General features: G+C 67.4%; 18 protein-coding genes and 8 pseudogenes. 3 read left to right on the forward strand and 23 right to left on the reverse strand.

Annotation, left to right across the window (positions count from 1 at the left end; translation table 11 throughout):
• Window positions 1-8 precede the first annotated feature (8 nt).
• The 6 genes and pseudogenes from rsmH to dksA form a co-directional block, all read right to left on the reverse strand.
• A pseudogene (rsmH, locus tag ACHMXE_RS37960) lies at window positions 9-931 on the reverse strand (16S rRNA (cytosine(1402)-N(4))-methyltransferase RsmH).
• Window positions 932-939: 8 nt separating this feature from the next.
• Window positions 940-1,369: pseudogene (gene mraZ, locus ACHMXE_RS37965) on the reverse strand (division/cell wall cluster transcriptional repressor MraZ).
• 272 nt (window positions 1,370-1,641) lie between these two features.
• Window positions 1,642-2,964 (reverse strand): ATP-dependent protease ATPase subunit HslU, encoded by a 1,323-nt coding sequence (gene hslU, locus ACHMXE_RS37970; RefSeq protein WP_209542595.1) that lies wholly within the window; start codon window positions 2,962-2,964, stop codon window positions 1,642-1,644.
• An 11-nt stretch (window positions 2,965-2,975) separates the two neighbouring features.
• On the reverse strand, window positions 2,976-3,521 hold the full coding sequence (gene hslV / locus ACHMXE_RS37975; protein WP_057597019.1) for an ATP-dependent protease subunit HslV: 546 nt from the start codon (window positions 3,519-3,521) through the stop codon (window positions 2,976-2,978).
• A gap of 69 nt (window positions 3,522-3,590) precedes the next feature.
• Window positions 3,591-5,213 (reverse strand): STAS domain-containing protein, encoded by a 1,623-nt coding sequence (locus ACHMXE_RS37980; protein ID WP_395348861.1) that lies wholly within the window; start codon window positions 5,211-5,213, stop codon window positions 3,591-3,593.
• Window positions 5,214-5,302: 89 nt separating this feature from the next.
• A pseudogene (gene dksA / locus ACHMXE_RS37985) lies at window positions 5,303-5,983 on the reverse strand (RNA polymerase-binding protein DksA); the annotation flags it as partial.
• A 710-nt stretch (window positions 5,984-6,693) separates the two neighbouring features.
• Here dksA and ACHMXE_RS37990 point away from each other — a divergent pair.
• On the forward strand, window positions 6,694-8,154 hold the full coding sequence (locus tag ACHMXE_RS37990) for a YdgA family protein (RefSeq protein WP_395348863.1): 1,461 nt from the start codon (window positions 6,694-6,696) through the stop codon (window positions 8,152-8,154).
• 170 nt (window positions 8,155-8,324) lie between these two features.
• On the opposite strand, the pseudogene ACHMXE_RS37995 reads toward ACHMXE_RS37990, so the two are convergent.
• The 13 genes and pseudogenes from ACHMXE_RS37995 to ACHMXE_RS38055 form a co-directional block, all read right to left on the reverse strand.
• Window positions 8,325-9,376: pseudogene (locus ACHMXE_RS37995) on the reverse strand (CobW family GTP-binding protein).
• 121 nt (window positions 9,377-9,497) lie between these two features.
• The gene (locus ACHMXE_RS38000; RefSeq protein WP_395348864.1) at window positions 9,498-10,721 is read right to left on the reverse strand and encodes a class I SAM-dependent rRNA methyltransferase; all 1,224 of its coding nucleotides are present in this window, start codon (window positions 10,719-10,721) and stop codon (window positions 9,498-9,500) included.
• The gene (locus ACHMXE_RS38005; RefSeq protein ID WP_395348865.1) at window positions 10,718-11,764 is read right to left on the reverse strand and encodes a tyrosine recombinase XerC; all 1,047 of its coding nucleotides are present in this window, start codon (window positions 11,762-11,764) and stop codon (window positions 10,718-10,720) included. The genes ACHMXE_RS38000 and ACHMXE_RS38005 overlap by 4 nt, the downstream gene beginning before the upstream one ends.
• Window positions 11,748-12,365 carry a YdcF family protein gene (locus ACHMXE_RS38010; protein WP_395352982.1) on the reverse strand — a complete coding sequence of 206 codons (618 nt, stop codon included), beginning with the start codon at window positions 12,363-12,365 and terminating at the stop codon, window positions 11,748-11,750. Before ACHMXE_RS38010 ends, ACHMXE_RS38005 begins: the two co-directional genes overlap by 17 nt.
• Before the next feature lie 38 nt (window positions 12,366-12,403).
• Window positions 12,404-13,106 (reverse strand): annotated as a pseudogene (locus tag ACHMXE_RS38015) (DUF484 family protein).
• Window positions 13,103-13,978, reverse strand: a complete 876-nt coding sequence (gene dapF / locus ACHMXE_RS38020; protein WP_395348867.1) for a diaminopimelate epimerase — start codon at window positions 13,976-13,978, stop codon at window positions 13,103-13,105. The pseudogene ACHMXE_RS38015 and the gene dapF overlap by 4 nt, the downstream one beginning before the upstream one ends.
• A 92-nt stretch (window positions 13,979-14,070) precedes the next feature.
• On the reverse strand, window positions 14,071-14,892 hold the full coding sequence (locus ACHMXE_RS38025) for an alpha/beta fold hydrolase (RefSeq protein ID WP_209542587.1): 822 nt from the start codon (window positions 14,890-14,892) through the stop codon (window positions 14,071-14,073).
• A gap of 52 nt (window positions 14,893-14,944) precedes the next feature.
• Window positions 14,945-16,531 (reverse strand): MFS transporter, encoded by a 1,587-nt coding sequence (locus ACHMXE_RS38030; RefSeq protein ID WP_395348869.1) that lies wholly within the window; start codon window positions 16,529-16,531, stop codon window positions 14,945-14,947.
• Window positions 16,524-16,928, reverse strand: coding sequence for a DoxX family protein (locus ACHMXE_RS38035; protein WP_395352984.1), 405 nt, complete (start codon window positions 16,926-16,928; stop codon window positions 16,524-16,526). Before ACHMXE_RS38035 ends, ACHMXE_RS38030 begins: the two co-directional genes overlap by 8 nt.
• 9 nt (window positions 16,929-16,937) lie before the next feature.
• Window positions 16,938-18,836 (reverse strand): annotated as a pseudogene (locus ACHMXE_RS38040) (amidohydrolase); the annotation flags it as partial.
• 80 nt (window positions 18,837-18,916) lie between these two features.
• Window positions 18,917-19,207 (reverse strand): DUF1427 family protein, encoded by a 291-nt coding sequence (locus ACHMXE_RS38045; RefSeq protein ID WP_395348870.1) that lies wholly within the window; start codon window positions 19,205-19,207, stop codon window positions 18,917-18,919.
• Window positions 19,208-19,248: 41 nt separating this feature from the next.
• Window positions 19,249-19,902: a hydrolase gene (locus ACHMXE_RS38050; protein WP_395348871.1), complete on the reverse strand. Its 654-nt coding sequence runs from the start codon at window positions 19,900-19,902 to the stop codon at window positions 19,249-19,251.
• Between the two features lie 54 nt (window positions 19,903-19,956).
• Entirely contained in the window at window positions 19,957-20,676 is a 720-nt protein-coding gene (locus ACHMXE_RS38055) for a pirin family protein (RefSeq protein WP_395348872.1), read from the reverse strand.
• A gap of 194 nt (window positions 20,677-20,870) precedes the next feature.
• Between ACHMXE_RS38055 and ACHMXE_RS38060 the strand changes: the two genes are divergently transcribed.
• The gene (locus ACHMXE_RS38060; RefSeq protein ID WP_203204376.1) at window positions 20,871-21,788 is read left to right on the forward strand and encodes a LysR family transcriptional regulator; all 918 of its coding nucleotides are present in this window, start codon (window positions 20,871-20,873) and stop codon (window positions 21,786-21,788) included.
• A 188-nt stretch (window positions 21,789-21,976) separates the two neighbouring features.
• Here ACHMXE_RS38060 and ACHMXE_RS38065 read toward each other — a convergent pair whose 3' ends face one another.
• On the reverse strand, window positions 21,977-22,402 hold the full coding sequence (locus ACHMXE_RS38065) for a DsbA family protein (RefSeq protein WP_395352986.1): 426 nt from the start codon (window positions 22,400-22,402) through the stop codon (window positions 21,977-21,979).
• Window positions 22,403-22,416: 14 nt separating this feature from the next.
• Window positions 22,417-22,614: pseudogene (locus tag ACHMXE_RS38070) on the reverse strand (DsbA family protein); the annotation flags it as partial.
• Between the two features lie 397 nt (window positions 22,615-23,011).
• On the opposite strand from ACHMXE_RS38070, the gene ACHMXE_RS38075 reads away from it, so the two are divergent.
• On the forward strand, window positions 23,012-23,752 hold the full coding sequence (locus tag ACHMXE_RS38075) for an alpha/beta hydrolase (RefSeq protein ID WP_395348873.1): 741 nt from the start codon (window positions 23,012-23,014) through the stop codon (window positions 23,750-23,752).
• A 152-nt stretch (window positions 23,753-23,904) separates the two neighbouring features.
• Here the strand turns inward: ACHMXE_RS38075 and ACHMXE_RS38080 are convergent, their stop codons facing one another.
• Both ACHMXE_RS38080 and ACHMXE_RS38085 read right to left on the reverse strand, forming a co-directional pair.
• A complete protein-coding gene (locus ACHMXE_RS38080) occupies window positions 23,905-24,414 on the reverse strand; it encodes a DUF4276 family protein (RefSeq protein WP_395348874.1) in 510 nt (169 codons plus the stop codon).
• 216 nt (window positions 24,415-24,630) lie between these two features.
• A pseudogene (locus tag ACHMXE_RS38085) lies at window positions 24,631-25,514 on the reverse strand (AAA family ATPase).
• Between the last annotated feature and the right edge of the window lie 371 nt (window positions 25,515-25,885).

Raw genomic sequence — 25,885 nt, forward strand, 5'->3', positions numbered from 1 at the left:
GGACCGGCTCATGGCGTCTCCGTTCGTTCGGCCACGCGCAGGATCGCGCTGCGCGAGCGCGGGTTGCCGCTGACCTCGGCCTCGGAGGGCTTGATGCGCTCGAGCGCGCGCAGCCGCATCGCCTTGGGCGCCGCGAACGGCGCGCGGCGGTCGTAGACCTCCTTCGAGTGCTTCGCGATGAACTGCTTCACGATCCGGTCTTCGAGCGAATGGAAACTGATCACCGCGAGCCGGCCGCCGGGTTGCAGCACCGACAGGCTCGCCTCTAGCGCCTGTTGCAGCTCTTCAAGCTCGGCGTTGATGAAAATCCGAAGAGCCTGAAATGTGCGCGTTGCAGGGTTCTGGCCCGGCTCGCGGGTTTTGACCGTGCCAGCCACGAGCTCGGCCAGTTCGGTGGTGGTTGAAATTGCGCCCCGTTCTTGTCTGCGAGCAACAATCGCCTTTGCAATCTGAACAGCAAACCGTTCTTCGCCATAGTCACGGATCACCTCTGCAATTTGTTGGAGTTCTGCCGTTGCCAGCCACTCGGCCACGCTCTCGCCGCGCGTGGTGTCCATGCGCATGTCGAGCGGGCCGTCGAAACGAAAACTGAAACCGCGCGCCGGGTTGTCGATCTGCGGCGAGCTCACGCCCAGGTCGAGCAGCACACCCGCCACGCTCGCGCCGGGCAGCTCGCCCAGCGAACGGAATCCCTGGTGCCGGATGGAAAAACGCGCATCCGAGATGCGCGCTGCTTCGGTCACCGCTTCCGCATCCTTGTCGAAGGCAATCAACCTGCCTTCCGGCGCCAGCCGCGCGAGGATCGCGCGCGAATGCCCGCCCGGCCGAAGGTCGCGTCCACGAAGGTACCGGGCGCGGCCGTCTGGCCTGCGAGAAGGGCTTCGACCGCTTCGTCCAGAAGAACGGTCGTGTGGGTCCATGCGGTATTCACGATGCCCCTCAGAACGCGAAGTCCTGAAACACATCCGGCATTTCGCCCTGGGTGGCCTCGGCCTCCTTGGCCTCGTAGGTGGCCTTGTCCCAGAGTTCGAAATGGTTGCCCATGCCCAGCAGCAGGGTGTCGCGCGTGATGCCCGTGGCCGCGCGCAGTTCGGGCGACACGAGGATGCGGCCGGTGCCGTCCATCTCGACGTCCATCGCGTTGCCGAGGAACACCCGCTTCCACCACTGCGCCGACATCGGCAGCGCGGCGATCCGCTCGCGGAACTTCTCCCATTCCGGACGCGGGAACACCATCAGGCAGCCATGGGGGTGCTTCGTGATCGTGAGCTGGCCGCCCGCCGTGGCGCTCAGGACGTCGCGATGCCGGGGTCGGCACCGAAAGCCGCCCCTTGGCATCCAGACTGAGCGATGACGCGCCTTGAAACACGACCGAGAAACCCCTGTGGTGGGAAGGCCGCAGCGCCCGAAGGGCACACTACTCGCACTTTTTCCCACTTAACTGCACTTTTTTGCACTGTAGCAGGAAACACTTCCTGCGCAACCAGGCGTGCGGGGTATTTTTTGTAATGGAATCAACGACTTAGCGCCGATTCCAAGATTCTGGAATCGGCGAATTTCGTTGAGAAAGAAGGACTTAGCTCACGCAGTGAATGTGATGCGTGAAGCATTGCCCCTGTAACAGGGGCAAGGGCGGCGACTTCAGAGGATGAAGCGCGACAGGTCTTCGTCGTGACTTAGTGCCGCCAGGCGTTGGTCCACGTAGGCGGCATCGATGCGGATCGTCTGGCCCTCGAGACGGGCCGCGTCGAAGCTTACTTCATCGAGAAGACGCTCCATCACCGTCGACAGCCGGCGTGCGCCGATGTTCTCGGTGCGCTCGTTGACCTCGAAGGCGATGCTCGCGAGACGCGTCACGCCCTCGGGCGTGAAGTCGAGCGTGACGCCCTCGGTGGCCAGCAGCGCCTGGTATTGCTTCACGAGCGAGGCGCGGGTCTGCGTGAGGATGCTCTCGAAGTCCGCCACCGACAGCGACTGCAGCTCGACGCGGATCGGGAAGCGCCCCTGCAGCTCGGGGATCAGGTCGCTGGGCTTGCTCAGGTGGAAGGCGCCGCTCGCGATGAACAGCATGTGGTCGGTGCGCACCACGCCGTACTTGGTGCTCACGGCCGTGCCCTCGACCAGCGGCAGCAGGTCGCGCTGCACGCCCTGGCGCGAGACGTCGGTGCCCTGCGCCTCGCTGCGGGTGGCGACCTTGTCGATCTCGTCGATGAACACGATGCCGTTCTGCTCGGCATTGGCGATCGCCTGGGTGCGGATCTCGTCCTCGTTCACCAGCTTGGCCGCTTCCTCGTCGATCAGGAAGCGCATCGCCTCGGCGATCTTGAGCTTGCGCGTCTTGCGCTTGCCCTGGCCCATCTGGCCGAACATGCCCTTGAGCTGCTCGGCCATCTCCTCCATGCCGGCGGGGCCCATGATCTCGAGCGGCGCGCGCGTCTCGACCAGGTCGATCTCGATCTCCTTGTCGTCGAGCTGGTGCTCGCGCAGCTTCTTGCGGAAGGCCTGGCGCGTGGCGTTGCCGCTGTCGGGCGCGGTGCCGTCGGCCAGCCGCGCGGGCGGCAGCAGCACGTCGAGGATGCGCTCCTCGGCCGCGTCCTCGGCACGCGCGCGCACCTTGGCGCTCTCGGCCTCGCGGGTCTGCTTGACGGCGATCTCGGCCAGGTCGCGGATGATCGAGTCGACGTCCTTGCCCACGTAGCCCACCTCGGTGAACTTGGTGGCCTCGACCTTGATGAAGGGCGCGTCGGCCAGCCGCGCGAGGCGGCGTGCGATCTCGGTCTTGCCCACGCCCGTGGGGCCGATCATGAGGATGTTCTTGGGCGTGATCTCGGCGCGCAGTTTGTCGTCGACCTGCTGGCGGCGCCAGCGGTTGCGCAGGGCGATGGCCACGGCGCGCTTGGCCTGCGGCTGGCCGACGATGTGGTTGTCGAGTTCGGAGACGATTTCCTGGGGGGTCATGGACATGGTGGCGGGCCTCAGAGCGTCTCGACGGTGTGGTTCATGTTCGTGTAAATGCAGAGTTCGCCCGCTATCTCCAGCGATTTCTTCACGATCTGCTCGGCCGTGAGTTCGGTGTTGTCGAGCAGCGCCTTGGCCGCCGACTGCGCGTAGGCACCGCCCGAACCGATGGCGATCACACCGTTCTCGGGCTCCAGCACGTCGCCGTTGCCGGTGATGATCAGCGAGGTGGTGGCATCGGCCACGGCCAGCATGGCCTCGAGGCGGCGCAGCACGCGGTCGGTGCGCCAGTCCTTGGTCAGTTCGACCGCGGCGCGCGAGAGATGGCCCTGGTGCTTCTCGAGCTTGGCCTCGAAGCGTTCGAACAGGGTGAAGGCGTCGGCCGTGGCGCCGGCGAAGCCGGCCAGCACCTTGCCGTGGTAGAGCCGCCGCACCTTGCGCGCCGTGCCCTTGATGACGATGTTTCCGAGTGTGACCTGCCCGTCCCCGCCGATGGCGACCTGGTCGCCCTGGGGGGTCTTGCGGCGCACGCTCACGATGGTGGTGCCGTGAAATTGTTCCATCGCAGCCATCTGGGGCCTGGACGGGGCAATGCAAGTCCGCGCCGGGCGGCTTGCAAGCCTGGTTCTTGCCTAGTTCTTGCGCACCGCGACCGTCGCGTGGTCGGCGATGCCCACCAGCCCGAACAGGGTCGCGATCAGCCGGTGCGCATCGACGAACTGCACCCGCTCGCCCTTGGCGTCGCGCTCGCGCACCCAGCCCAGCAGCGAGCCGGCCGCGGCCAGGTCCATGCGCAGCAGCGCGGCGCAGGAGATCACGGGCGCGGTGCCGCCGCGCAGGTCGGCATCGAGCCGCTGAAGGTTCGACGGCGACTCGCCGCGCAGGTCGCCCGCGAGCGCCGCGAAGCCGCTGCCGGCCGAGGGGAAGCTCTCGGACTCGCCCACCGACAGCAGCGACCAGACCGAGCCCATGCGCGACGGCGTGGACACCGGCGCGGCCACGGCGCTGTATTCGCCGCGCGGGTCCTGCCAGGACGGCGGCGACACCTCGTAGGTGATGCAGTAGTTGAGCGCCACCAGCTCGAAGTCGTCGGGCAGGTGCATCAGCCGCAGCGCGGCCATGTGCAGCTGCCACCAGACGTCGTCGATGCCGCGCTCGTTGTTGGGCGCGGCCTCGGCCAGTACCGCCAGCAGCTGCGCCGCGCCGATGAAGCGCAGCTTGACCGGCGAATCGGCCCAGTGCGCGAACAGCACGCGCAGCGGCGCCGCGGCGTCGGCGCCGATCCCGCCCAGCGCGCGCCAGTCGAGCGTCCAGACCGAGCCGGCCTGCGACAGTGCCCGCGTGAGCGCCACCAGGCCGTCGCGCGCCAGCTTCGCCGGCGCGGCCCAGTCGGCCGCGCCTTCGGCGGGCGCGCTGTCGCCCTCCTCGCTGGCGGCCACCGCCTTCACGCTGCGCGCCAGTTCATCGAGCGCCACCCAGTCGGGGCCCATGCGCCGCATGCGCTGGGCATAGCGCATGCGCGCGGCCGCGAACTTGGCGGCGTCGCCGGTGGCGCGGTAAAGGTCGAACAGCGCGCGCCAGCGGGCGTCGTCGCGCTCGGCCGTGGCGGCATGGGTTTCGTCGGTGCCGCTGGCGCCCTCGGAGGCCAGCGCCTGCAGCAGGATCGCCTCGGCGCCGACGTCATCGCCGTGCGCGAAGCGGATCACCGCCTCCTCGAGCGCGCCGTCCTGCGCGAGCCGGCTCGCCATGTGGGTGCCGCTGGGCGAGGCCGTGGCCACGGCCGCGGGCGCCACCGGCGCGGGCACCGGCCGGGAGGGCGGCTCGAGCAGCGCGTCGGTGTCGGCCGGCGCAAGCGTCTCGGCGCCCGCGTCGGGCGGCGACTTGACCAGCGTCTCGCCGTTCGGTCCGCGCCCCTTCCACCACTGCTGCGACATCTGCTCCTCGATCTCGTCGATCTTCTTGAGCGTGAGCGCGCGGCCCTCGGATTTCTCCGAGGTGCTGTTGATGTTGAACGACGACGGCGTGGCCGTCGCATCGAAGGCGTGGGCGGCGGCCTCGCGCTGGCGCAGCTTGCGCAGCATGTCGAACTCGCGCCGGCGCACGAAATCGTTGCGCTGGCGCCGTTCGATCATCTCCTTGAGCATTTCCCGGCTGTAGGCCGGGTCGGGCAGCGAGGAGTCGGAGGCGTTCGAATTCGAGGGGGTGGTGTCCAGCTCCGACCAATCCTTGAGCGGATTGCGGACGAACTTCGCCACCTTGGAGAGCAGGCGGCCCGTTTCTTCCTTTGGCATTCGCGAGCGATGGACGACGGTCGGAGCCGGGCCGGAGAACCGGCGCTCAGTCCCCCGAACATCTTCTGCTTGAGCTCGCGGCGCTGCTGCGCTTCGAGCGACAGCGTGGCGGTCGGGCGGGCCAGCAGGCGGCCGACGCCGATCGGCTCGCCGGTTTCGTCGCAGTAGCCGTAGTCGCCAGCGTCGATGCGCTGGATCGACTGCTCGATCTTCTTCAGCAGCTTGCGCTCGCGGTCGCGGGTGCGCAGTTCGAGGGCATGTTCTTCCTCGATGGTGGCGCGGTCGGCCGGATCGGGCACGACCACCGTGTCTTCACGCAGGTGCTCGGTGGTTTCGCCGGCATTCTCGAGAATGCCGCGCTTGAGTTCGACGAGCTTCAGGCGGAAGAACGCCATCTGCTTTTCGTTCATGTACTCGGAATCGGGCATCGCGATGACTTCGGCATCGCTGAGTTCTTCGACGGACTTGGTCTTCCAGTTGTTGGCCAACTTCGGATCTTTCTTCACATTCACGGGGGGAGGCGGAACCAGCGCCTGCGAGGCGGACTGGATAAAGCTGGACTTGGCGGCGGTCGATGCCACCGATTGCGGCATCGAGGGCACCGTCAGTTGCGACAGGCGGGACACGCGGCCGCCACGGGCGGGCGCGGGCGCGGCGGTGGCCGTGGCGACTTCGGGCTCGGGGGTCGAAGGTGTCGCCGGGGCGGAGGAAGAGGCGGCAGCCGTTTTTTTCATGGGGATCGAGGAAACAGGTGAAACGGCACGCGGGCCGACGGGTTTGGTGGACGATGGACCCGCTTTGGCTGTCTTGCTCGCGCTCTTGGCCGGGACGGTTGCCGCCGGCTCGCTGGCAGGCTTGGTGGCGGGATGAACTGCTTTCTTCGCCGATGCGCTCGCGGCCTTGGCCGTGGGCGTTGCGGTCTTCTCTGTCTTGACGCTCTTCGCTGCGGCGCCTTCCTTCTTCGCCACGGTCGCCGTCGCGGAAGATGCTTTCTTGGCCGCCGGTACAGCCGGCTTCGCGGCCGTCGCCTTGGTGGCGTCGGTCCTGGATGCTGGCGTGGCCTTGGCGGCGGGCTTCTTCACGGTGACTGGCTCCTTGGACGAACTGGAACGCGCTTTCACTGGTGTCTCCTCCCATGGGAGCCACTGCGGACCTGGTGGGCCGTGCGGGCTCCGCGTTGTCGAGGGCATCCGCCGGTCGGCGAACCCCGGGGTTATACCCCCGAAAGCCCGCCGCAAACATGCGGCGCCCTCCTGTCTTCGACCCCCGCCGCCCCCTTGCGGGGGGACCTGGCGTTTTCAACAGGCGCGCGATTGTATAGAGAACTCGAATGCGCGGGCGATGCGTTTGGGACCCACGGCGCTCCGGTAGCATCGCGCCGCGCCGGCGGAGGGCCGGCGCCAGGGGCCGAATCGCCCTGGATACCCCTACAAGAAAGCCGAACTTGAGCAAGAAGAAGACAGTCCTGGGCGTCCTGGCCGCCGCGATCGCGCTGGCCTATGCCGGCAGCACCTGGTGGGCCGGCAACAAGGTGAAATCGGTCTACGACAGCGCCTTCGCGCAGCTGCCGCAGCAGAGCGCGCTGGTGCGCGTGACCGAACGCAGCTACGAGCGCGGCTTCCTCGGCGCGGTCAGCACCGTGACGCTGGAGCTCGGTTGCCCGGCCGACGCCGCCGTGGCCGGCGCGCCGCCCGCGGACACGGAGGAAGAGGATGGCGAGGACGCCGCGCCGACCCCGTCCAGGCCGCTGCGCCTGAGTTTCCGCGACACCATCCGCCACGGCCCGCTGGCCGGCGGCAGCCTCGCCGCGGCCACCATCGACAGCGAACTGCTGCTCGACATCAAGGGCCAGGCCGAGGCCAGGAAGGTGTTCGGCGACGCCCGGCCCTTCGGCGCCCACACCCGGGTCGGCTTCGACGGCGGCTACGCGAGCGAGATCACGCTCGCGCCCGGCCAGTTCGCCGACGAGGGCAAGACCCGCGTCTCCTGGCAGGGCGCACAGCTGCGCGTGCGGGTCGACGGCGCGCGCACCGAGGCGCACTACGAACTCGCCCTGCCCGGCTTCGAGGCCGCGGACCTGCGCAACGGCGTCAACCTCAAGATGGGCAAGCTCGGCGCCCGGGCCGACCTGGACATCCGCCACGGCTGGATGCTGGCCACCGGCAAGAGCGCGGGCCGGCTCGACGCGCTGGAATTCACGGTGACCGGCAAGAAGGCCGATGCCGACGCCGCCCTCGCCAAGCCCTTCCCCGCCATCGTGCTGCAGGGCCTCGACGCCGCCAGCGACGCCACCATCGAGAACGGCCTCTACACCGGCACCGCCACCTTCAAGGGCACGGGCTCGGTCGGCGCGACCCGCATCGACGGCTTCGAGATGGCCAGCAGCACGCGCCGCATCGACGTCGCCGGCTACCGCAAGCTGGCCGAGGCCTGGACCCGCTCGGCCGCCGCCAACGGCTGCGTCCGCGGCAAGGCCTCGCAGGCCGCGCTGCGCGCGCTGGCCGACCAGCTCGCGCCCGATCTCAAGGCCATGGCCAAGCCCGGCCCCGAAGTCGGCCTCGACCGGCTGCTGGTCGAGATCGACGGCCAGCGCGCCGAGTTCAGCTACTCGGTCGCCATGGCCGGCGTGACCGACGAGGACCTGCAGCTGCCCGGCAATGCGCTGCTGCTCAAGCGCGGCGTGCTCAAGGCCAACGGGCGGCTGCCGGTGAAGTGGATCGAGAAGATCGCCGAGTCCGCCAGCGGCAGCCAGGCGCCGTCGCCCGAAGTGGCCGCGCTGATGATCGAACAGTTCGAGCAGCAGGGCTACCTGAAGCGCGCTGGCGACGACGTGACCAGCCAGGTCGAGTTCAGCGGCGGCCAGCTCAAGCTGATCGGCAAGCCCGTCGAGCTGCCCGCCAAATAAAAAGGCGCCAGGCCTCGCGGCCGGCGCCTTTTCTTCATTCGGAAGCCTCACAAGGTGTGAAGAAACCGTAGCGAGCGCCCCGAGGTCGCGCCGAGGACCGGAGCCGTACCTTGTACGGTGAGGACCGCAGGTGCGAGATCGGGGCGCGCAGTAGGTTTATTCATACCTTGTCATACCAGGCACTGCTCGAGCCCCTGCTCGAGGATCTCGCGCGGCAGCTCGATGCCGATGAACACCATGCGGCTCTGGCGCTGCTCGTCCTTGCCCCATTCGGGACCGAGGTCGCTGCCCATCAGCTGGTGCACGCCCTGGAAGATCACCTTGCGCTCGGTGCCCTTCATGTTGAGCACGCCCTTGTAGCGCAGCATGCGCGGGCCGTAGATGTTGACGATCGCGCCCAGGAAGTCTTCCAGCTTGGCCGGGTCGAAGGCGCGGTCGGCCTTGTAGACGAAGCTCTTGACGTCGTCGTCCGTGTGGTGATGGTGGCCATGGCCCTCGTGCTTGTGCGAGGGATGGTCGCAATGCTCGCCATGCGCGTGGTCATGGTCGTGATGGTCGTGGTCGTCTTCCTTCAGGAAGTCGGGTCGATGTCGAGCTTGGCGTTCAGGTTGAAGCCGCGCAGGTCGAAGATGTCCTTGAGCGGCACGTCGCCGAAGTGCGCCTTCTGCTGCGGCGCGCGCGGGTTCATGTGCTTGAGGCGATGGATCAGCGCCTCGGTCTCCTCGGCCGACACCAGCTCGCTCTTGCTGATGAAGATCTGGTCGGCGAAGCCCACTTGGCGGCGCGCCTCCTGGCGGTCGTTGAGCTGCTGCGGCGCGTGCTTGGCGTCGACCAGGGTCAGGATCGAGTCGAGCAGGTAGCTCTCGGCGATCTCGTCGTCCATGAAGAAGGTCTGCGCCACCGGGCCGGGATCGGCCAGGCCCGTGGTCTCGATCACCACGCGGTCGAACTCCAGCAGGCCCTGGCGCTTCTTGGCGGCCAGCAGCTGCAGCGCCTCGCGCAGGTCTTCGCGGATGGTGCAGCAGACGCAGCCGTTGCTCATCTGCACGATCTGCTCCTTCGATTCGGTCACGAGAATGTCGCTGTCGATGTTCTCCTCGCCGAACTCGTTCTCGATGACCGCGATCTTCTGGCCGTGGGCCTCGGTCAGGATGCGCTTGAGCAAGGTCGTCTTGCCCGAGCCGAGGAAGCCGGTGAGGATGGTGGCGGGAATCAGGGCCATGGGGTGCTCCGGAAGCGGAAAACGGATGGAATGGATCGGAAAGCGGGAAACTGGCGGGCAGTGTAGCCAGTGCCACTGAGTTGCGTTGCCGCGGGGGCCAAGCCCCCTTCGGCCGGCACGGTCAAGCGGGTTTTCGCACCACCGCCAGCCCCTTGAGGTACTCGCCCTCGGGGAATTCGATGGTCATCGGATGGTCGGGCGCCGCGCCCAGGCGCTCGGCGATGTAGCCGTCCACGCCGGCATCGAGCCCGGCCGAGGCCACGATCTTGTGGAACAGGTCGGCGCCCACGCCGCCCGAGCACGAGAAGGTCAAGAGCACCCCGCCCGGCTCGAGCAGCTTGAGCGCGAGCCGGTTGATGTCCTTGTAGGCGCGCGCGGCGCGCTCGGCATGCGCCACCGTGGGCGCGAACTTCGGCGGATCGAGCACGATGGCGTCGAAGCTGCGCCCCTGGTCGAGGAACTCGCGCAGCACGGTGTTGACGTTGGCGTCGAGGAACTCGGCCTCGAAGCCGTCGGCCGCCGCGTCGAAGCCGTTGAGCGCCAGGTGGCCGCGCGCGCGCTCGAGCGCCGGCAGCGAGGAATCGACCGACACCAGCGAGGCGCCCTTCACCGCGTCCGCCGCCTTCAGGCCCGCGAGCGCCGCCACCGTGAAGCCGCCCGTGTAGCAGAAGCAGTTGAGCACGCGTCGGAAACGCCGGTGCCGCGCCATCTCGGCGAAGCGCCGGCGGCTGTCGCGCTGGTCGAGGTAGAAGCCGGTCTTGTGGCCGGTGGCGATGTCCAGCGACAGCTTCCAGTCGTGCTCGCGGATCACGATCTCGGTCGCCTCGTCCTGTCCGCGCAGCCAGCCCGTCACGGGCTTGAGCCCCTCGCGCTCGCGGCCGCTGGCGTCCGAGCGCTCGTAGAGCTTCGAAAGGCCGGTCGCCTTAAGCAGCGCATCGGCCAGCACGGCTTTCCAGCGCTCCACGCCGGCCGACAGGAACTGCGCCACCAGCGTGTCGCCGTAGCGGTCCACGATCAGGCCCGGCAGGCCGTCGGCCTCGCCATGCACCAGCCGCACGCCGTCGCTCTGGAGCTCGAACAGGCCGCGTGCCGCGACCGCGCGCGCCACCACCGACGCGAGGAAGGCCGCGTCGATGCGCTGCGTCTCGACGAAGCTCCAGGCGCGCGCGCGGATTTTGGAATCGGGGCTGAACGCCGCCCAGGCGAGGAAGGCACCGTCGTGCGATTCGATGCGCACGGTCTCGCCGGCATCGGCGCCGCCGCGCGCGATGGCGGATTCGAACACCCAGGGATGGCGGCGCTGCAGCGAGCGCTCCTTGCCGGGCTTGAGTCGGAGGGATTTCATGTTTTCTTGTCGGGAGTTTTCTTGACGCCACGGCTGCTGCCACTGCCGCCATCGTCGTCGCGAGCCCGCGCGCGCGGATGCGCCGCATCGTAGGCGCGCGCCAGGTGCTGGAAATCGAGCCGCGTGTAGACCTGCGTGGTCGCGATGTTCGCGTGCCCCAGCAGGTCCTGCACCGCGCGCAGGTCGCTGCTCGACTGCAGCAGGTGGCTCGCGAAGGAATGGCGCAGCATGTGCGGATGCACCGGCGTCGCGAGGCCGGCCTTGAGGCTGCGCCCGCGCAGCAGCTTCCAGACCGCCTGCGACGACATCCGCACGCCCTTGGCGCTGATGAAGAGCGCCGCCGCCTCGGCCGGTTCGCGCAGGGCGGCGGCCGTGAGCGCCGCGCAGTCGCCGCGCACCGCGAGCCAGGCCGTCAGCGCCTCGATGGCCTTCGAGCCCACCGGCACCATGCGCCGCTTGCTGCCCTTGCCGAGCACGCTGGCCTCGTGGGCGTCCATGTCGATCCAGCCGCGCGCGGTCTGGCTCGCGCGCGCGTCGAGCCCCGTGAGCTCGCTCACGCGCAGGCCGCAACCGTAGAGCACCTCGACGATCGCGCGGTCGCGGGTCTCGGTCCAGGGGTCGGCCTCGGCGTCGTGCAGCTCGGCCAGCCGCACCGCGTCGTCCACGCCCAGGGCCTTGGGCAGCGGGCGGTCGGCCTTGGGGGCGTGCACGTCCTGCACCGGGTTGAAGCCGATCAGCTTCTCGTGCCCGAGCCAGCGGTAGAAGCTGCGCCAGCACGACAGCACCAGCGCGATGCCGCGCGGCTCGCGGCCCGAGCCATGCAGCTGCGCCATCCAGCGGCGCACGTGCGCGGTCTGCACGCGGTCCAGCGGCAGCTTCGCCTCGGCCGCGTTCGCCGCCAGTTCCTTCAGGTGGTAGCTGTAGAGCTCGAGCGTGCGCGCCGACAGCCGGCGCTCCACGCGCACGTACTCCAGGTATTTCTCGATCCAGCCCGAGTCGGCGGGCGGGGCCTCGGCCCCGGCCGCGCTAGAAGAGGTAGCCATGCGCGGCATTGTTCACGACCGCGAGCGGCTCGCGCAATGCGCCCTTGAAGACCATGCCCCAGCGTCGCCAGCAGCTCGAGGGCGCGGCCGCGTACTGCACGTCGAAGGCGCGATCGAAGCCGCTATTGCGCGCCAGCCGCTTCACGCGCCACAGGTGGTAGGGCTCCGACACCACGATCACGCTGCGCACGCCGGCCGCCTGCAGCATCGGCGTCGAGAGTGCAAGGTTCAGCCGCGTCGAGCTCGACACCCGCTCCTGCCGCATCGGCCCGCCGTGGCCCACGGCGCGCGCATGCTGCTCCATCACCTCGGCCTCGATGCGGCCGTCCTCGCTGTCGACGCCGCCCGAGAACAGCAGCTCGCGCGCCAGCCCGGCGCGCGCCAGGGCCACGCCCTCGTCGACGCGCCCGGTCAGGCAGGGATTGGGCTTGCCGCGCAGGTAGGCGCGGTTGCCGAGCACCAGCGCGGCATCGGCCGCGCGCTGCGGCGGGTTGGCGAGCGCCTCGCGCGCGCCCTGCCACACCACCGTCCAGGCTGCCGCATAGACGACCACGCCGAAGCCGAACACCGCCCAGGCCGCGACCCGCAGCACGCGCGGCACCCGGCGCCACAGGCGCCCCAGCGCCGCGACGGGACGGATCAAGGCCGCAGCCGCGACAGCGCGCCCGAGGCCAGTTCGGCGATGCGCTCGAGGAAGTCGGTGCCCATCTCGGCGTTGAAGCGCTGCGCGTCGGGCGAGGCCAGCACCAGCAGGCCGAAGGCCGGGCCGTTGGGCTCGGCGCGCAGCGGGATCAGCGAGATCGAGGCCGCGGCATTTCGGCTCGGGCAGCCAGTTGGCCGCCTCGAAGCCCGCGTTGAGGCCGCAGTACGGCGCGGTCAGCGAGGTCGCGAGCGCCTTCACGTCGTCGCTGACCCACTGCGCATAGGCCTCGTTGAGGTATTCGGTGCCGCAGTCCCACACCTTGATGGCCGTCTGCGGCACCAGGAACAGCGACTGCAGGTCGACCGCGATGCGGTAGGGCAGGCTGCGCGGGTCGCGCGTGGTCAGGAGGCCCGCGGTCCAGCGCTGCAGCCGGTCGGCGATCACCACGTTCTCGGTGCCGTGGCGCACCATGTCCATCACCCGGTGCTCGAGCGCCTTGATCTTCTCGCGCAGCATCTCGGCCTGGCGCTCCTGCAGGCTCACGGCGCGGTTGCCGTGCGGGCTGGTGAGCTGCACCTGCGCCAGCAGCTGGGCATGGCGCTCGAAGAAGTCGGGCGTGTTCGCCAGGTAGTTCGCGATGTCGTCTTCGGTGATCGGGTTCATGGCGTTCGCGTCTTGGTGGTTCGTGGGAAGGGTCATGGCAGCTCCGGCACCTCGATGTCGCCCTCGAACACCGTGGTGGCCGGGCCCGTCATCAGCACCGGCCGGCCCTCGCCCTGCCATTCGATGGTGAGCATGCCGCCGTGCGTCTGCACGTCGACCCGGCGGTCCAGCAGTCCGAGGCGGATGCCCGCCACCACCGCCGCGCAGGCGCCGGTGCCGCAGGCCAGGGTTTCGCCCGCGCCGCGCTCGAACACACGCAGCTTCACCTGCGTGCGGCTCACGACCTGCATGAAACCGGCGTTCACGCGCTGCGGAAAGCGCGGATGGTGCTCGACCTGCGGACCCTGCTCGGCCACGGGCGCGGTCTCGACGTCGTCGACGATCTGCACCGCGTGCGGATTGCCCATCGACAGCACCGCTACCGAAACGATAGCGCTGCCGGCCTGCGTGCCCAGCGCCAGGTGCCAGGTGTGCCAGCCGCCCTCGGGCTGCGGATCGAGCCCGGCCGTGTCGAAGGGCACGCGCTCGGGTTCGAAGATCGGCGCGCCCATGTCGACCGTCACACGGCCGTCGTCGCCCATGCGCGGCTCGATCACGCCGGCGAGCGTTTCGACGCGCACCGAGTCCTTGTCGGTCAGGCCGTGCTCGCGCACGAAGCGCATGAAGCAGCGCGCGCCATTGCCGCACTGCTCGACCTCGCCGCCGTCGGCGTTGTGGATCACGTACTGGAAGTCGGTGCCCGCGGCGCGCGCGGGCCGCACCGTGAGGATCTGGTCGGCGCCGACGCCGAAGTGGCGGTCGGCCAGGAAGCGGTACTGCGCGGCCGTGAGGCCCAGCGTGCCGCGCGTTTCGTCGAGCACGACGAAATCGTTGCCGGCCCCCTGCATCTTGGTAAAGCGGATTCGCATCGACGGATTATCGCCAGCGGCACCGGCCCTGGCGCCAGCGGGCCCAAAGGAAAAGCGGCCGGGCGCCGCCGCCGCGCCCGCTCGCCCCCCGCTCAGCCCTGCACGAAGCCCAGCAGGTCCGCGTTCACGCGGTCGCGGTGCGTGGTGCAGGTCGCATGCGGCGCACCCGCGTACACCTCGAGCCGGCTGCCCGCGATCAGCTCGTGCGCCAGCTTGCCCGTGGCCTCGAAGGGCACGACCTGGTCGTCGTCGCCATGGATCACCAGCGTGGGCACGTCGATCTTCGCCATGTCGGGGCGGAAGTCGGTCTCGGAGAACGCGGTCACGCAATCGATCGTCGCCTTCAGCGAGGCCTGCAGCGCGATCTGCAGCGTCTGCTTGAACACGCCCTGCGACACCGCCGCGCCCGGCCGGTTGGTGCCGTAGAAGATGGTGCTGAAGTCGTCGAGGAACTGCGCCCGGTCGGCCGCGAGGCCGGCGCGGATGCCGTCGAACACGGACTTGTCGGGGCCCACCGGGTGGTCGGCCGTCTTCATGAACAGCGGCGTCACCGCGCTGATCAGCGCCAGCTTCGCCACCCGCGCCGAGCCGTGGCGCGCGATGTAGCGCGTGACGTCGCCGCCGCCCATCGAGAAGCCCGCGAGCACCACGTTCTTCAGGTCGAGCTTCTCGATCAGTTCGGCGATGTCGTCGGCGAAGGTGTCGTAGTCGAAGCCGGTCCAGGGCTGGCTCGAGCGGCCGAAGCCGCGGCGGTCGAAGGCGATGGCGCGGTAGCCGCGTTCGGCGAAGAACTGCATCTGGCTGTCCCACATGTCGGCGCTCAGGGGCCAGCCGTGGCTGAACAGGATCGGCTGGCCGCTGCCCCAGTCCTTGTAGTAGAGCTCGGTGCCGTCGCGAAGGGTCAGTGTGGTCATGGTTTTTCCTTGGTGAGGGGTTGAAAGAAACGGAAGGGGAAAGAAGGAAGGCTCAGAGCGACAGGAAGTGATGCACCTCCGGCTTGCCCGGCCCCGCATGGAAGCGCAGTGCCTCGCCCTGCAGGTCCGCATCGGCCTGCGACACGCGGTGGTGCTGGCGCAGGTGCTCGGCCCACGACTCGACGAGGAACCATTCCATGATCCGTTCCGGGTCGGCCGTGTGCTCGTGCAGGCCCCAGGCATAGGCGCCATCGCGGCGGCGTTCGAGCGACAGGCGCTTCATCGCGGCCATGAAGGCGGGCCGGTCGTCCTTGCGGATGCGGTACTCGACCTGGATCATCACGGGCCCGCGGTCGTGCGCCACGGGCTCGGCCACCAGCGGTTCGGGCCAGTGGTTCGAGGCCTGCAGGTCGGCTTCGCCCGCGGGCAGCTTCACGCGGTGGAAGATCAACCCCGCCACCACCAGCCCCACCGCGCCCGCCACCAGCGTGAACGGCACGCCGATCTGCTGCGCCACCAGGCCCCAGCCCAGGCTGCCCGCGGCCATCGCGCCGTTGAACACCGTGAGGTAGACCGCCAGGCCGCGTCCGCGCACCCAGTTCGGCAGGATCGACTGCGCCACGCCGTTGAGCGTGGTCAGCGCCACGATCCAGCCCAGGCCCAGCACCAGCAGCAGTGCCACGGCCAGCCACTGGGGCGGCGCCAGCACCAGCGCGCCCATCACCGCCGCCGTCAGCACCGAGGCCAGCAGCAGCATGCCGTCGGCATCGAGCCGCTCGCGCATCCGCGGCATCAGCAGCGCGCCGCCGATGGCGCCAGCGCCCACCGCGCCCAGCAGCACGCCGTAGAAGCCGGCGCTGCCGCCGAGCATCTGGCGCGCCACCAGCGGCAGCAGCGCCCACACCGAACTCGCGAACAGGAAGAACACCGCCGCGCGCAGCAGCACCACGTGCAGTTCCTTGCTGGAGCGCGTGTAGCGCAGGCCGGCGCGGAAGGCACCGAGGAAGTTCTCCGACAGCCCGCTGTCGACGGCCGCCGGCCGCTTCCACCACAAGAGCGCCGCGATCACGAACACGTAGCTCAGCACGTCCACGCCGTAGGTGACGGCCGCGCCGAAGCTCGCGAGGATCAGCCCGCCCGCGGCCGGGCCGATCGAGCGCGCGATGTTGATGCCCAGCGAGTTCAGCGCCACCGCGCCCTTGAGGTCCGAACGCGGCACCAGCTCGGGCACGATCGATTGCCAGGTCGGTCCCATCAGCGCCGCGCCGATGCCGCCCACGAAGGTCAGCGCGATCAGGTACTCGACCGTCAGCGCGCCGGTGTGCGAGAGCACCAGCAGGCTGCCGCTGACCGCCGCCAGCACCAGCTGCACGAAGATCAGGAAGCGGCGCCGGTCGAGGATGTCCGACAGCACGCCGGCCGGGATCGCCAGCAGGAACACCGGCAAGGTGGCCGCGGTCTGGATCAGCGCCACCGCGGTCGGGCTGGCCGAGAGGTCGGTCACCAGCCACGAGCTCGCCACGTCGCGCATGAAGCTGCCGATGTTGCCGAGCACCGTGGCGGCCCACAGCACCGCGAACACCGGCTGGCGCAGCGGGGCGAAGGCGCCGGGCTTGGCGGTCTTGAGGGCTTCAGTCATCGCGGCGTTCCTTGAGGTCGAGCCAGGCCACGAGCACGAAGCCGCCGACCAGTCCCAGGTGTTCGAAGAAGGAGTTGGCGGCCATGAAGCGCTCATGCCCCAGCGGCATCTCCCAGAAACGCAGCGCGACGAAGGTCGCCATCAGCGTGAAGCCCGCCAGCGCGAGCGCGCCGAGCCAGCGCCAGAAGCCCGCGAGGATCAGCGCCGCAGCGCCGAGCTCGAGCACGATCACCGCCGCGGCCAGCGGGCCGGCCGGCGACAGGCCGAAGTGGTTCATCTCGGCGATCGCCGCGTCGAAGTCCATCGCCTTGTTGAGCCCGCCCTGCAGGTAGGCCGCGCACAACAGCAGCAAGGCGATCCAGCGCACGGCCGAAGAGGTGGTCCAGCGCATCGCCATCACACCGCCCCAGCAGGCGCAGCCCAGCGCGCCCCAGAAGCTCTTGAGGTAGGCGATCGGCAGCTTGCTGCTCCAGGCCGTCGCGTGGCTGTGGCCATGCACGTTGCAGTCGTTGGCGCAGCCGCAGGATGCAGCCGCGTTGCGCATGACCTTCTGCATCGGCGCGCCTTCGGCACCGTGCACGCCCTTCGTGTCGGCCCAACCGGCATAACCGCCGAAGGTGCGCGCCGGCGACCAGTCGGGCATCGCGGGCGGCGGCGCGCCCTCGTCGAGCGACGCGAAGCGGCCCGCGCCATAGACCACCTTGCCGCCCACCATCGTCAGCAGCGCCGTGATGTCGGCGATCTCCGATTCGGCGCAGCCGAAGTAGTCGCGGTCGGGCACCACCAGGTCGGCGAGCTGGCCGGCCTGGATGCGGCCCTTCTTGCCCTCCTCGTTCGAGAACCAGGTGACGTTCTCGGTCCACATGCGCAGCGCGCCCTCGCGGTCGAGGCAGTTGCGCTGCGGATAGAGCTGCATGCCACCCACCGTCTTGCCCGTGACCAGCCAACACAGCGACACCCACGGGTTGTAGGAAGCCACGCGCGTCGCGTCGGTGCCGGCCGAGACCTTGAGGCCGCGCTCCAGCATCTTCTTGACCGGCGGCGTGGCCTCGGCCGCGCCCGCGCCGTAGCGCTCGACGAAGTACTCGCCCTGGTAGGCCATGCGGTGCTGCACCGCCACGCCACCGCCGAGCGCCGCGATGCGGTCCATCGATTCCTCGGAGATCGTCTCGGCATGGTCGAAGAACCAGTTCAGGCCGGCCAGCGGCGTGTCCTTGTTGACCTTCTCGAACACGTCGAGCGAGCGGCTGATGGTCTCGTCGTAGGTCGCGTGCATGCGCCAGGGCCAGCGGTTCTGCGCCAGGATGCGCACCACCTCCTCGAGCTCGCCCTCCATCTCGGGGCCCATCTCGGGCCGCGGCTCGCGGAAGTCCTCGAAGTCGGCGGCCGAGAACACCAGCATCTCGCCCGCGCCGTTGTGGCGGAAGTAGTCGTCGCCCTGCTTGTATCGGGAGGTCTTGGTCCAGTTCAGGAAGTCGGCCTTCTCCTCCTTGGCCTTCTGCGTGAACAGGTTGTAGGCCAGGCGGATCGTGAGCTGCCCGTCGTCGGCCAGCTTCCGGATCACCGCGTAGTCGTCGGGATAGTTCTGGAAGCCGCCGCCCGCGTCGAGCGCGCCGGTCACGCCCAGGCGATTGAGCTCGCGCATGAAGTGGCGCGTCGAATTGAGCTGGTAGTCGAAGGGCAGCTTCGGGCCCTTGGCCAGCGTGGCGTAGAGGATCGCGGCATTGGGCTTGGCCAGCAGCAGGCCGGTCGGGTTGCCGGCGGCATCGCGCACGATCTCGCCGCCGTGCGGCGCCGGCGTGTCCCTGGTGTAGCCCACGGCGCGCAGCGCGGCGCCGTTGAGCAGCGCGCGGTCGTACAGGTGCAGGATGAACACCGGCGTGTCGGGCGCCACGGCGTTGAGTTCGGCGATGGTCGGCAGCCGCTTCTCCACGAACTGGTGCTCGGTGAAGCCGCCCACCACGCGCACCCATTGCGGCGCCGGCGTGATCGCCACCTGGCGCTTGAGCATGCCCATCGCGTCGGCCAGGCTCCTCACGCCGTCCCAGCGCAGCTCCATGTTGTAGTTGAGGCCGCCGCGGATGATGTGCAGGTGGTTGTCGATCAGCCCCGGCAGCACGCGCTGGCCTTGCAGGTCGATCACGCGGGTGTTCGGGCCGGCCAGCGGCAGCACGTCTTCGGCGCGGCCCACGCGGGTGTAGCGGCCGTCCTTGATGGCCACGGCGTCGGCCGTGGGGTTGGCGCGGTCCAGCGTGGTGAAGCGGCCGTTGCGCAGGATGAGGTCGGGGGTCTGGTTGTTGGCCATGGTCGGGGTGGATGCGAGGGAGGTGGCGGCGAAGGCGCCGAGGGCGCCCAGGAGCTGGCGGCGTTGCGGGTCGGGGGTGCTCATGCGTCGTTCCTGTCGGACGAGTGGGCGGCGGCGGTCTTCGTCGCTTCGGGCTGCACGCACTTCGGCAGTTCGCCGAACACGTGCGGCTTGACCTGGTGATGCAGCCACGAGGTGGCCGCGGGGCGCTCGAACACCTGCCGCACCAGCGGCGGCAGTTGCTCCCCGAGCAGGATGCCGAGCAGGCCGACCAGCGCGATCACCGGCGGCGCCGGCGAGCGCACCTGGAACAGCGCGTAGATCACGCCGACCAGCAGGCCCAGCGCAAGGGAGACGACATAGGGCTTCATGGCCGGCGCTCTCTGTTCGTTGTTGCGTTCGTTGCCGGGACTCAGCCTTCGTGGGCGCCGAACATGCTCTTGGCGTAGTTGATGCCGATGCCGTAGGCGCCGCCCACCTTCTTCGCGATGCCGGTCGTGAGCTCGTAGGTGTCGCCGCGCGCCCAGTCGCGCTGCAGCTCGAGCAGGTACTGCAGCGAGGTCATCGGCCGCGCGCCGGCCTGCACCATGCGCTGCATCGCGCGCTCGTGCGCCTCGGCCGACACGTCGCCGCAGGCATCGGCGATCACATAGACCTCGAAGCCCTGGTCCAGCGCCGACAGCGCCGGGCCCACGATGCACACGCTGGTCCACAGGCCCGCGAGCACGATGCGCGGCTTGCCGATCTCATTCACGCGCTCGATCACGGCCGCGTCCTCCCAGGTGTTCATCGAGGTGCGGTCCAGCATCTTCTGCCCGGGGAAGGCGGCCGTGATCTCGTCGAACATCGGGCCCGAGAAGCTCTTCTCTGCCACCGTCGTGAGGATGGTCGACACGCCGAAGCCTGCCGCCGCCTGCGCCACCAGCGCGGCGTTGTTGCGCAGGTTCACCGCGTCGATCGAGTGCGTGGCGAAGGCCATCTGCGACTGGAAGTCGATCATCACCAGCATGTGGTCGGTGGGGGTCAGCAGGGTGGCGCCGGCGGTGGGGGTGGCTTTGATGGACATGGGAAGACTCCTGAAAAAACGAGGTTGGGAAAAGAAAGAGGGAGAGAAAGGAAATCAGAGCGCCGGCAGCTCGTTCGGCCGCAGGTCGAACACCAGCACCTCGGCGTCGTCGCCGTTGGCGAAGCTCAGTTGCTGCGCGAGGCGGATGCGGGCACCGTCGCCCTCGGCCATGCGCTGGCCGTTCACGTCCACGCTGCCGCGGGCCACGTGCACATAGGCATAGCGGTCGGCGGCCAGTTGCAGCGAGGCGGTCTCGGCGCCGTCGAACAGGCCGGCGTAGACGCGGGCGTCCTGGTGCACCGCGAGCGAGCCCTGGTCGCCGTCGGGCGAAATGATCAGCCGCAGCCGGCCGCGCTTTTGCTCGGCGTCGAAGTGCACCTGCTGGTAGCGCGGCGCCACGCCGCGCGCACCGGGCACGATCCAGATCTGCAGGAAATGCACCGGGTCCACGGCCGAGGCGTTGAACTCGCTGTGCCGCACGCCCGTGCCGGCGCTCATCATCTGCACGTCGCCCGGATGGATCACCGAGCCCGTGCCCATCGAGTCCTTGTGTTCGAGCGCGCCTTCGAGCACGTACGAAAAGATCTCCATGTCGCGGTGCGGATGGGTGCCGAAGCCGCGGCCCGGCGTCACGCGGTCGTCGTTGATCACCAGCAGGTCGGAGAAGCCCTGCTGCTGCGCGTCGTGGTAGTGGCCGAAGGAGAAGGTGTGGCGCGACTGGAGCCAGCCGAAATTGGCGGTTCCACGGTCGGTGGCGGCGCGAAGTTCCAACATGGTTGATGACCTTTCGATGACGTTTTTGATCGATGTGATTCACAATCGCCGTCGGGGCTCATCCCCTAGGCATGGATCAATCATCGCGGGCCGAAACCCGGTCATCGGCGAAACTTTTCAGCCTCTATGATCGAAGTTTTCGATCATCGATTTCGATCGTTCAACCTTCGTACTCATCGACAGGAATACGCCCCGTGCTCAAGCTCAGCCTGGAAGCCATCGAGGTCGTCGACGCCATCGCGCGCCACGGCTCCTTCGCGGCCGCCGCCACGCGCCTGAACAAGGTGCCCTCGACCATCTCGTACGCCGTGGGCAAGCTCGAGGAGCAGCTCGGCATGCTGCTGTTCGAGCGCAACGGCCCGCGCGTCACCCTCACCGCCGCGGGCGAGGAAATGCTCAAGGAAGGCCGCTGGCTGCTGAGCGCCGCGAGCGACCTCGAATCGCGCATGCGCCAGATCGCCACCGGCTTCGAGTCCGAGCTGCGGCTGGTGCACGACTCGCTGATTCCCACCCAGGCGCTGATCGGCGACGTGCGCGCCTTCGAGGACCTGCGCTGCGGCACCCGGCTGCGCATCGGCTGCGAGGCCCTCACCGGCACCTGGGAGGCGCTGCGCGAGGGCCGCGCCGACATCGTCATCGCCGCCGGCGAGGGCCCGGCCGGCGGCGGCTACCAGGCCACGCAGGTCGGCAGCCTCGAGTTCGCCTTCTGCGTCGCGCCCACCCATCCGCTCACGCGCATCGGCCGCCCGCTGCAGCGCGGCGACCTGCTCGAGCACAACGCCATCGTGGTGGGCGACAGCGCGCGCACGCTATCGGACCGCACCGTCGGCCTGCTGGCCGGGCAGCCGCGCATCACCGTGCCTTCGATGGTCGCGAAGATCGCCTGCCAGCTCGAGGGCCTGGGCCACGGCTACCTGCCGCGCGCCTGCATCGCGCTCGAGCTCGCGCGCGGCACCCTGGTCGAACTGCCCACCGAGGAGCCGCGCCCGCCCGAGGCCTTCTGGCTCGCGTGGAAGACCGGCGCGAAGGGCCAGGCGCTGCGCTGGTGGCGCGAGCGGCTCAACCGGGCGCTGGTGCCGGCGCTGCTGCCGCGCTCGATGTGGGTGCAGTGAGGGGCGTTGAGATCGGGCAGGGCTTCGACAAGCTCAGCCTGAACGGGTGGGGGGTGTTCGAACGAGAACCGCTTGGATTGAAAAAGCCGTTCGGGCTGAGAAAACCGTTCAGGCTGAGCTTGTCGAAGCCCCGCCCAACACCCTCAACCGTTCAGGCTGAGCTTGTCGAAGCCCACCTCACGGCCCGATCACCCCACCGCGCGCAGCTTGTCGAGCGCCCGGTCGAGAAAGCCCAGCCGGTCCTGCCCCCAGAAGCGCTCGTCGCCGAGGATGAAGGTCGGCGCCCCGAACACCCCGAGCTCCACTGCCTCCGCGCTGTTGGCGCGGTACACGGCCAGCACCTCGGCCGACTGCTCCATCGCCTGCAGGGTCGCGCCGTCGTAGCCGTTCTCGTCGGCCACGGCGATGCGCACCGCCGCCTCGGCCGTGTTGCGCTCCTCGGCCCACAGCGCGCGCGCAGCAGCGCATGCGAGAGCGGCAGCGCATCGAGCCCCTGCAGCTGCGCCGCGATCACCATCCAGCCCGGATACTTGTTCCAGTTGGGGTCGCTCGGCGCGCCCTTCGGGTAGTGCGCCGGCTCCAGGTTCAGCGGCATGCCGAGGTAGTCGCGCCAGCGCGCCAGCTCGAGCGCGTGGTACGTGCGGCGCGGCTCGGGCCGCGTCTTCAGCGGAATGCCGCCGGTCTGCGGCACCACCGCCTGGAAGTCGTAGGGCTTGAGCGCCAGCCGCACGTGGTGGCGGCGCACGATGTCCTGCAACTGCGGGCCACCGAGGTAGGCCCAGGGCGAGGAAAGGCTGTAGAAGCAGTCGAGGGCAAGGGTCGTCATGGGGCCGGATTATCTGCAGCGCCTTGGCCCGCCGCGTCAGCGCAAGCCGACAAAAACCGGCATCGCGCGGCGCCGCGTTCCACATCGCGCAGCCAACCTCGCCGTACATCGGCGAACACCGTCATACACACCACTACGCGCTGTCTTCCCAACGCGGCGAAACTATCGCCTTCCCGCCCGCATCACACATGCCGGCCTTTTTCTCGGGAGCCCCTTTGCCCTCATACAACACCAACGCAAGAATCGCCCGCTTCGCCCTGTCGACCTCGGCCGCCGTCATCGGCAGCCTCGCCGCCTACTGGACCCTGCTGGCCACGCGCCAGGGCCACATCCTCTTCAATGCCCGCAAGCGGCCCGTGGTGCATCTGTCGGAAGACTTCTCCACCTACTCGCACCCGTGCCCGGCGGCATGGTGCGCGGCTACGTCTACCACCCGCAGGGCGAGGCCGCCGTGCAGGATCTCATCATCTACCTGGCCGGCCGCGGCGAGGACGTGCGCGTGACCGCCCAGGCCCTGCACTGGCTGCCCGAGGGCTTCGGCATGGCCGCCATCAACTACCGCGGCGTGGCCGATTCGCAGGGCAGCCCGTCGGAGGTCGCCTCCGTGGCCGACGCCGAGCAGTTCGCGCGCCACCTGCGCCGTGCCTTCCCGCAGGCGCGCCTGCACGTCGTCGGCCGCAGCCTCGGCACCGGCGTCGCCATCCAGCTGTCGGCGCGCCAGCCCTTCGAGAGCCTGCAGCTCGTGACGCCCTACGACTCCATGCTCGAAGTCGCGAAGAAGCGCTTTCCGCTCGTGCCGCTGTCGCTGCTGCTGCGCCATCGCTTCAACTCGATCGAGCACAGCAAGGAGGTCGCCGCCAAGACCCAGGTGCTGCTGGCCGAGCGCGACGACGTCGTGCTGCACGAGCGCTCGCAGAAGCTCATCGACGCCTGGCCCACGCCCGTGAGCGTGAAGACCGTGGCGAACTCCGACCACCACAACATCATGGGGGCTGGAGGAAACCTGGCTGCGGTTGATCGACTTCGCGTTGACTTCCGTGTTGCCGGAGCCGATGGCGGCTTGATGCACTGCCCGGCCCTGCGCATCAGAGCAAACCGAAATACAGACGGCATCGAAAACCAAGCCAGTTATCGCTAATCCTCAACTACACCAAAATGACGATGATCAGTGATCAAGAGCATTGCGCATCAGCTAGCACCTCCTCGATGACAGAGAAGAATGCCGAAAAACTCTTAGAACGACTTCTCGCAGGAATAGTGTACGCACCAAATTTTCGTGCCGCCTCTATTTTAGCCAATCCAGCCCTGTAATAACCGTGGTTTTGCATGACTCTTCTCAAATGCCTCCCATGTCCCGCCAGAAATTAGATCTGGATCTCGAAATCCCTGCCGTTGAGCTATAGTTGCAGGCACACGTGGAAAGCTACTTCGAATAGCCTCCCAGTCACCAAAATACCACGCCTCCAACTCCTCGATTACGATTCGATTGGCTACTTGCCAAGGTTGATTTTTACCTTGACTTCGAGAAATCAGCCCAGCCTCCAAAGAAATCTCTTCGAGAGTATTTTTTAGTTCTTTACAATCGTCATCGTCGCGATCAACCATTACCAATAATCGCCATTCAGGCGGCAGCCAATTTGCATACGCTTTCAGTCGCGCACCAATTTTCCCCAGCAGATCATTTTTTCCTTGAAAAGGATGCACCTCAAACGTAATGCTTTTCGGCAAAATTCGAGGCATTAAGGTTTGCAAAAAAGCCTCCATCGACGGCTCTTCTGCCAAAAAAATAAGATGGCTCACCGGCATTTTTATCGACCGGCGATCAGTGGCCTTGTAGGAGCACCTTGATTGACGAGGGGATCCCCAACCCCTAATTGCCCCTCCATCCAAAGGTGTCCCAATAATGCACCCTGAGCGACAAAATCGTTGATCCCAGGAAGATCTGCTGCACGCGCTATCTGCGTATAACCTTGCTGATCACGCCACAGGACCCTTACCTCTTGAGCCCTCAGCGCATTAAGAAAAAACGGGCGAATGCGTGGTCACTACAAGCTGGGTCGATGCTGCTGCTTTACGGCACTCCTCAGCTAATTCTGGCAATAGTCTAGGATGAAGAAAATTTTCCGGCTCTTCAATACCAATAAACGGAGGGGATCCGGATCATGCAAAAGAACCAAATAGGCCAACATCTTAAGCGTCCCATCGGAAGCAAAACGAGCTAGAACAGGATGACTAAAAGGCGCGTCCTTGATTTGCAAAAGAAGCCGGCCATCAGGCATGGTCTCAGCTAGTACACGCTCAATTCTAGGCACTCGACTTCTAAGTACATCGAAAATATATTCCAGCTTGTCCGCATGCTGCTCAGCAAGATACTGAATAACGTTGGCTAAATTTTCACCCGTTTTTGTTAGGCGATCCTGCGGGCCGGCTTCAGGTTGCCCGCGAGCGCTGTCCGCAGAAAGATAGGATACATGCCAGCCCGTTATGAAATCTCGCAAAGCGGCCACGCGAGGGTGTTCGGCAAACTGTCCAAGCGCATTGACTGCCAATAAATCAGACGACTTAAGTGGAGTCTCAATCCGCCTGTCTTGCTCATCAGGCAATTCCCCGCTCACAGCCCTACCTTGACCTAAGCGGTAGTCGAGGAATCGAAAGGGTTTTCCATGCTGTTTGCGGCGCCACTGCAGCCATTCCTCAACAACAACAGGATTTCCATTTACCTCATCCACTGCCAAATGATAGGTAATAAGCGGATAGCCAGGCTCTTTGTATTTAATTTCAATAGTGACAGGCCCGTCCCCACCGCGAGTTTTAAGCTCTTTAGCACGACCTCTTTTATCCCATGCACGACGAAGTCCAAGCTCAAAACATTCTGCCAAAAACGCAAAAACGTCGAACACCGTCGATTTGCCACTTCCATTTGGACCTAGAAGGACGGTTAAAGGATAAGGTCCTTAAGCTCAATTTCTCGAAGAGCTCGAAAATTTTGAACCTTTAGATATTCGATGCGCGCTGGCCGAGGAGGCTTTAAGCGACTTATGTTTTTTGAGGCATGGGTAGACATATCAGCAACAGGATATCAGCAGGAGTTCATCACCTCTATAGATTGTCCAGCAACACCGACGAATGGACGTCAACAATCAACGCGAAGCTCCCCTATCTCTCAATGGACTCTGGCCCAGAACAACATGGACCCAATCCTACTCTTGCCTTAAAAGCAAATATCTTATCCAAATATTCATCTTTTTCTGCAAGGATGCCCAAGAGACAC

It is taken from the genome of Variovorax sp. UC122_21 (assembly GCF_044056785.1).
Classification (GTDB): domain Bacteria; phylum Pseudomonadota; class Gammaproteobacteria; order Burkholderiales; family Burkholderiaceae_C; genus Variovorax.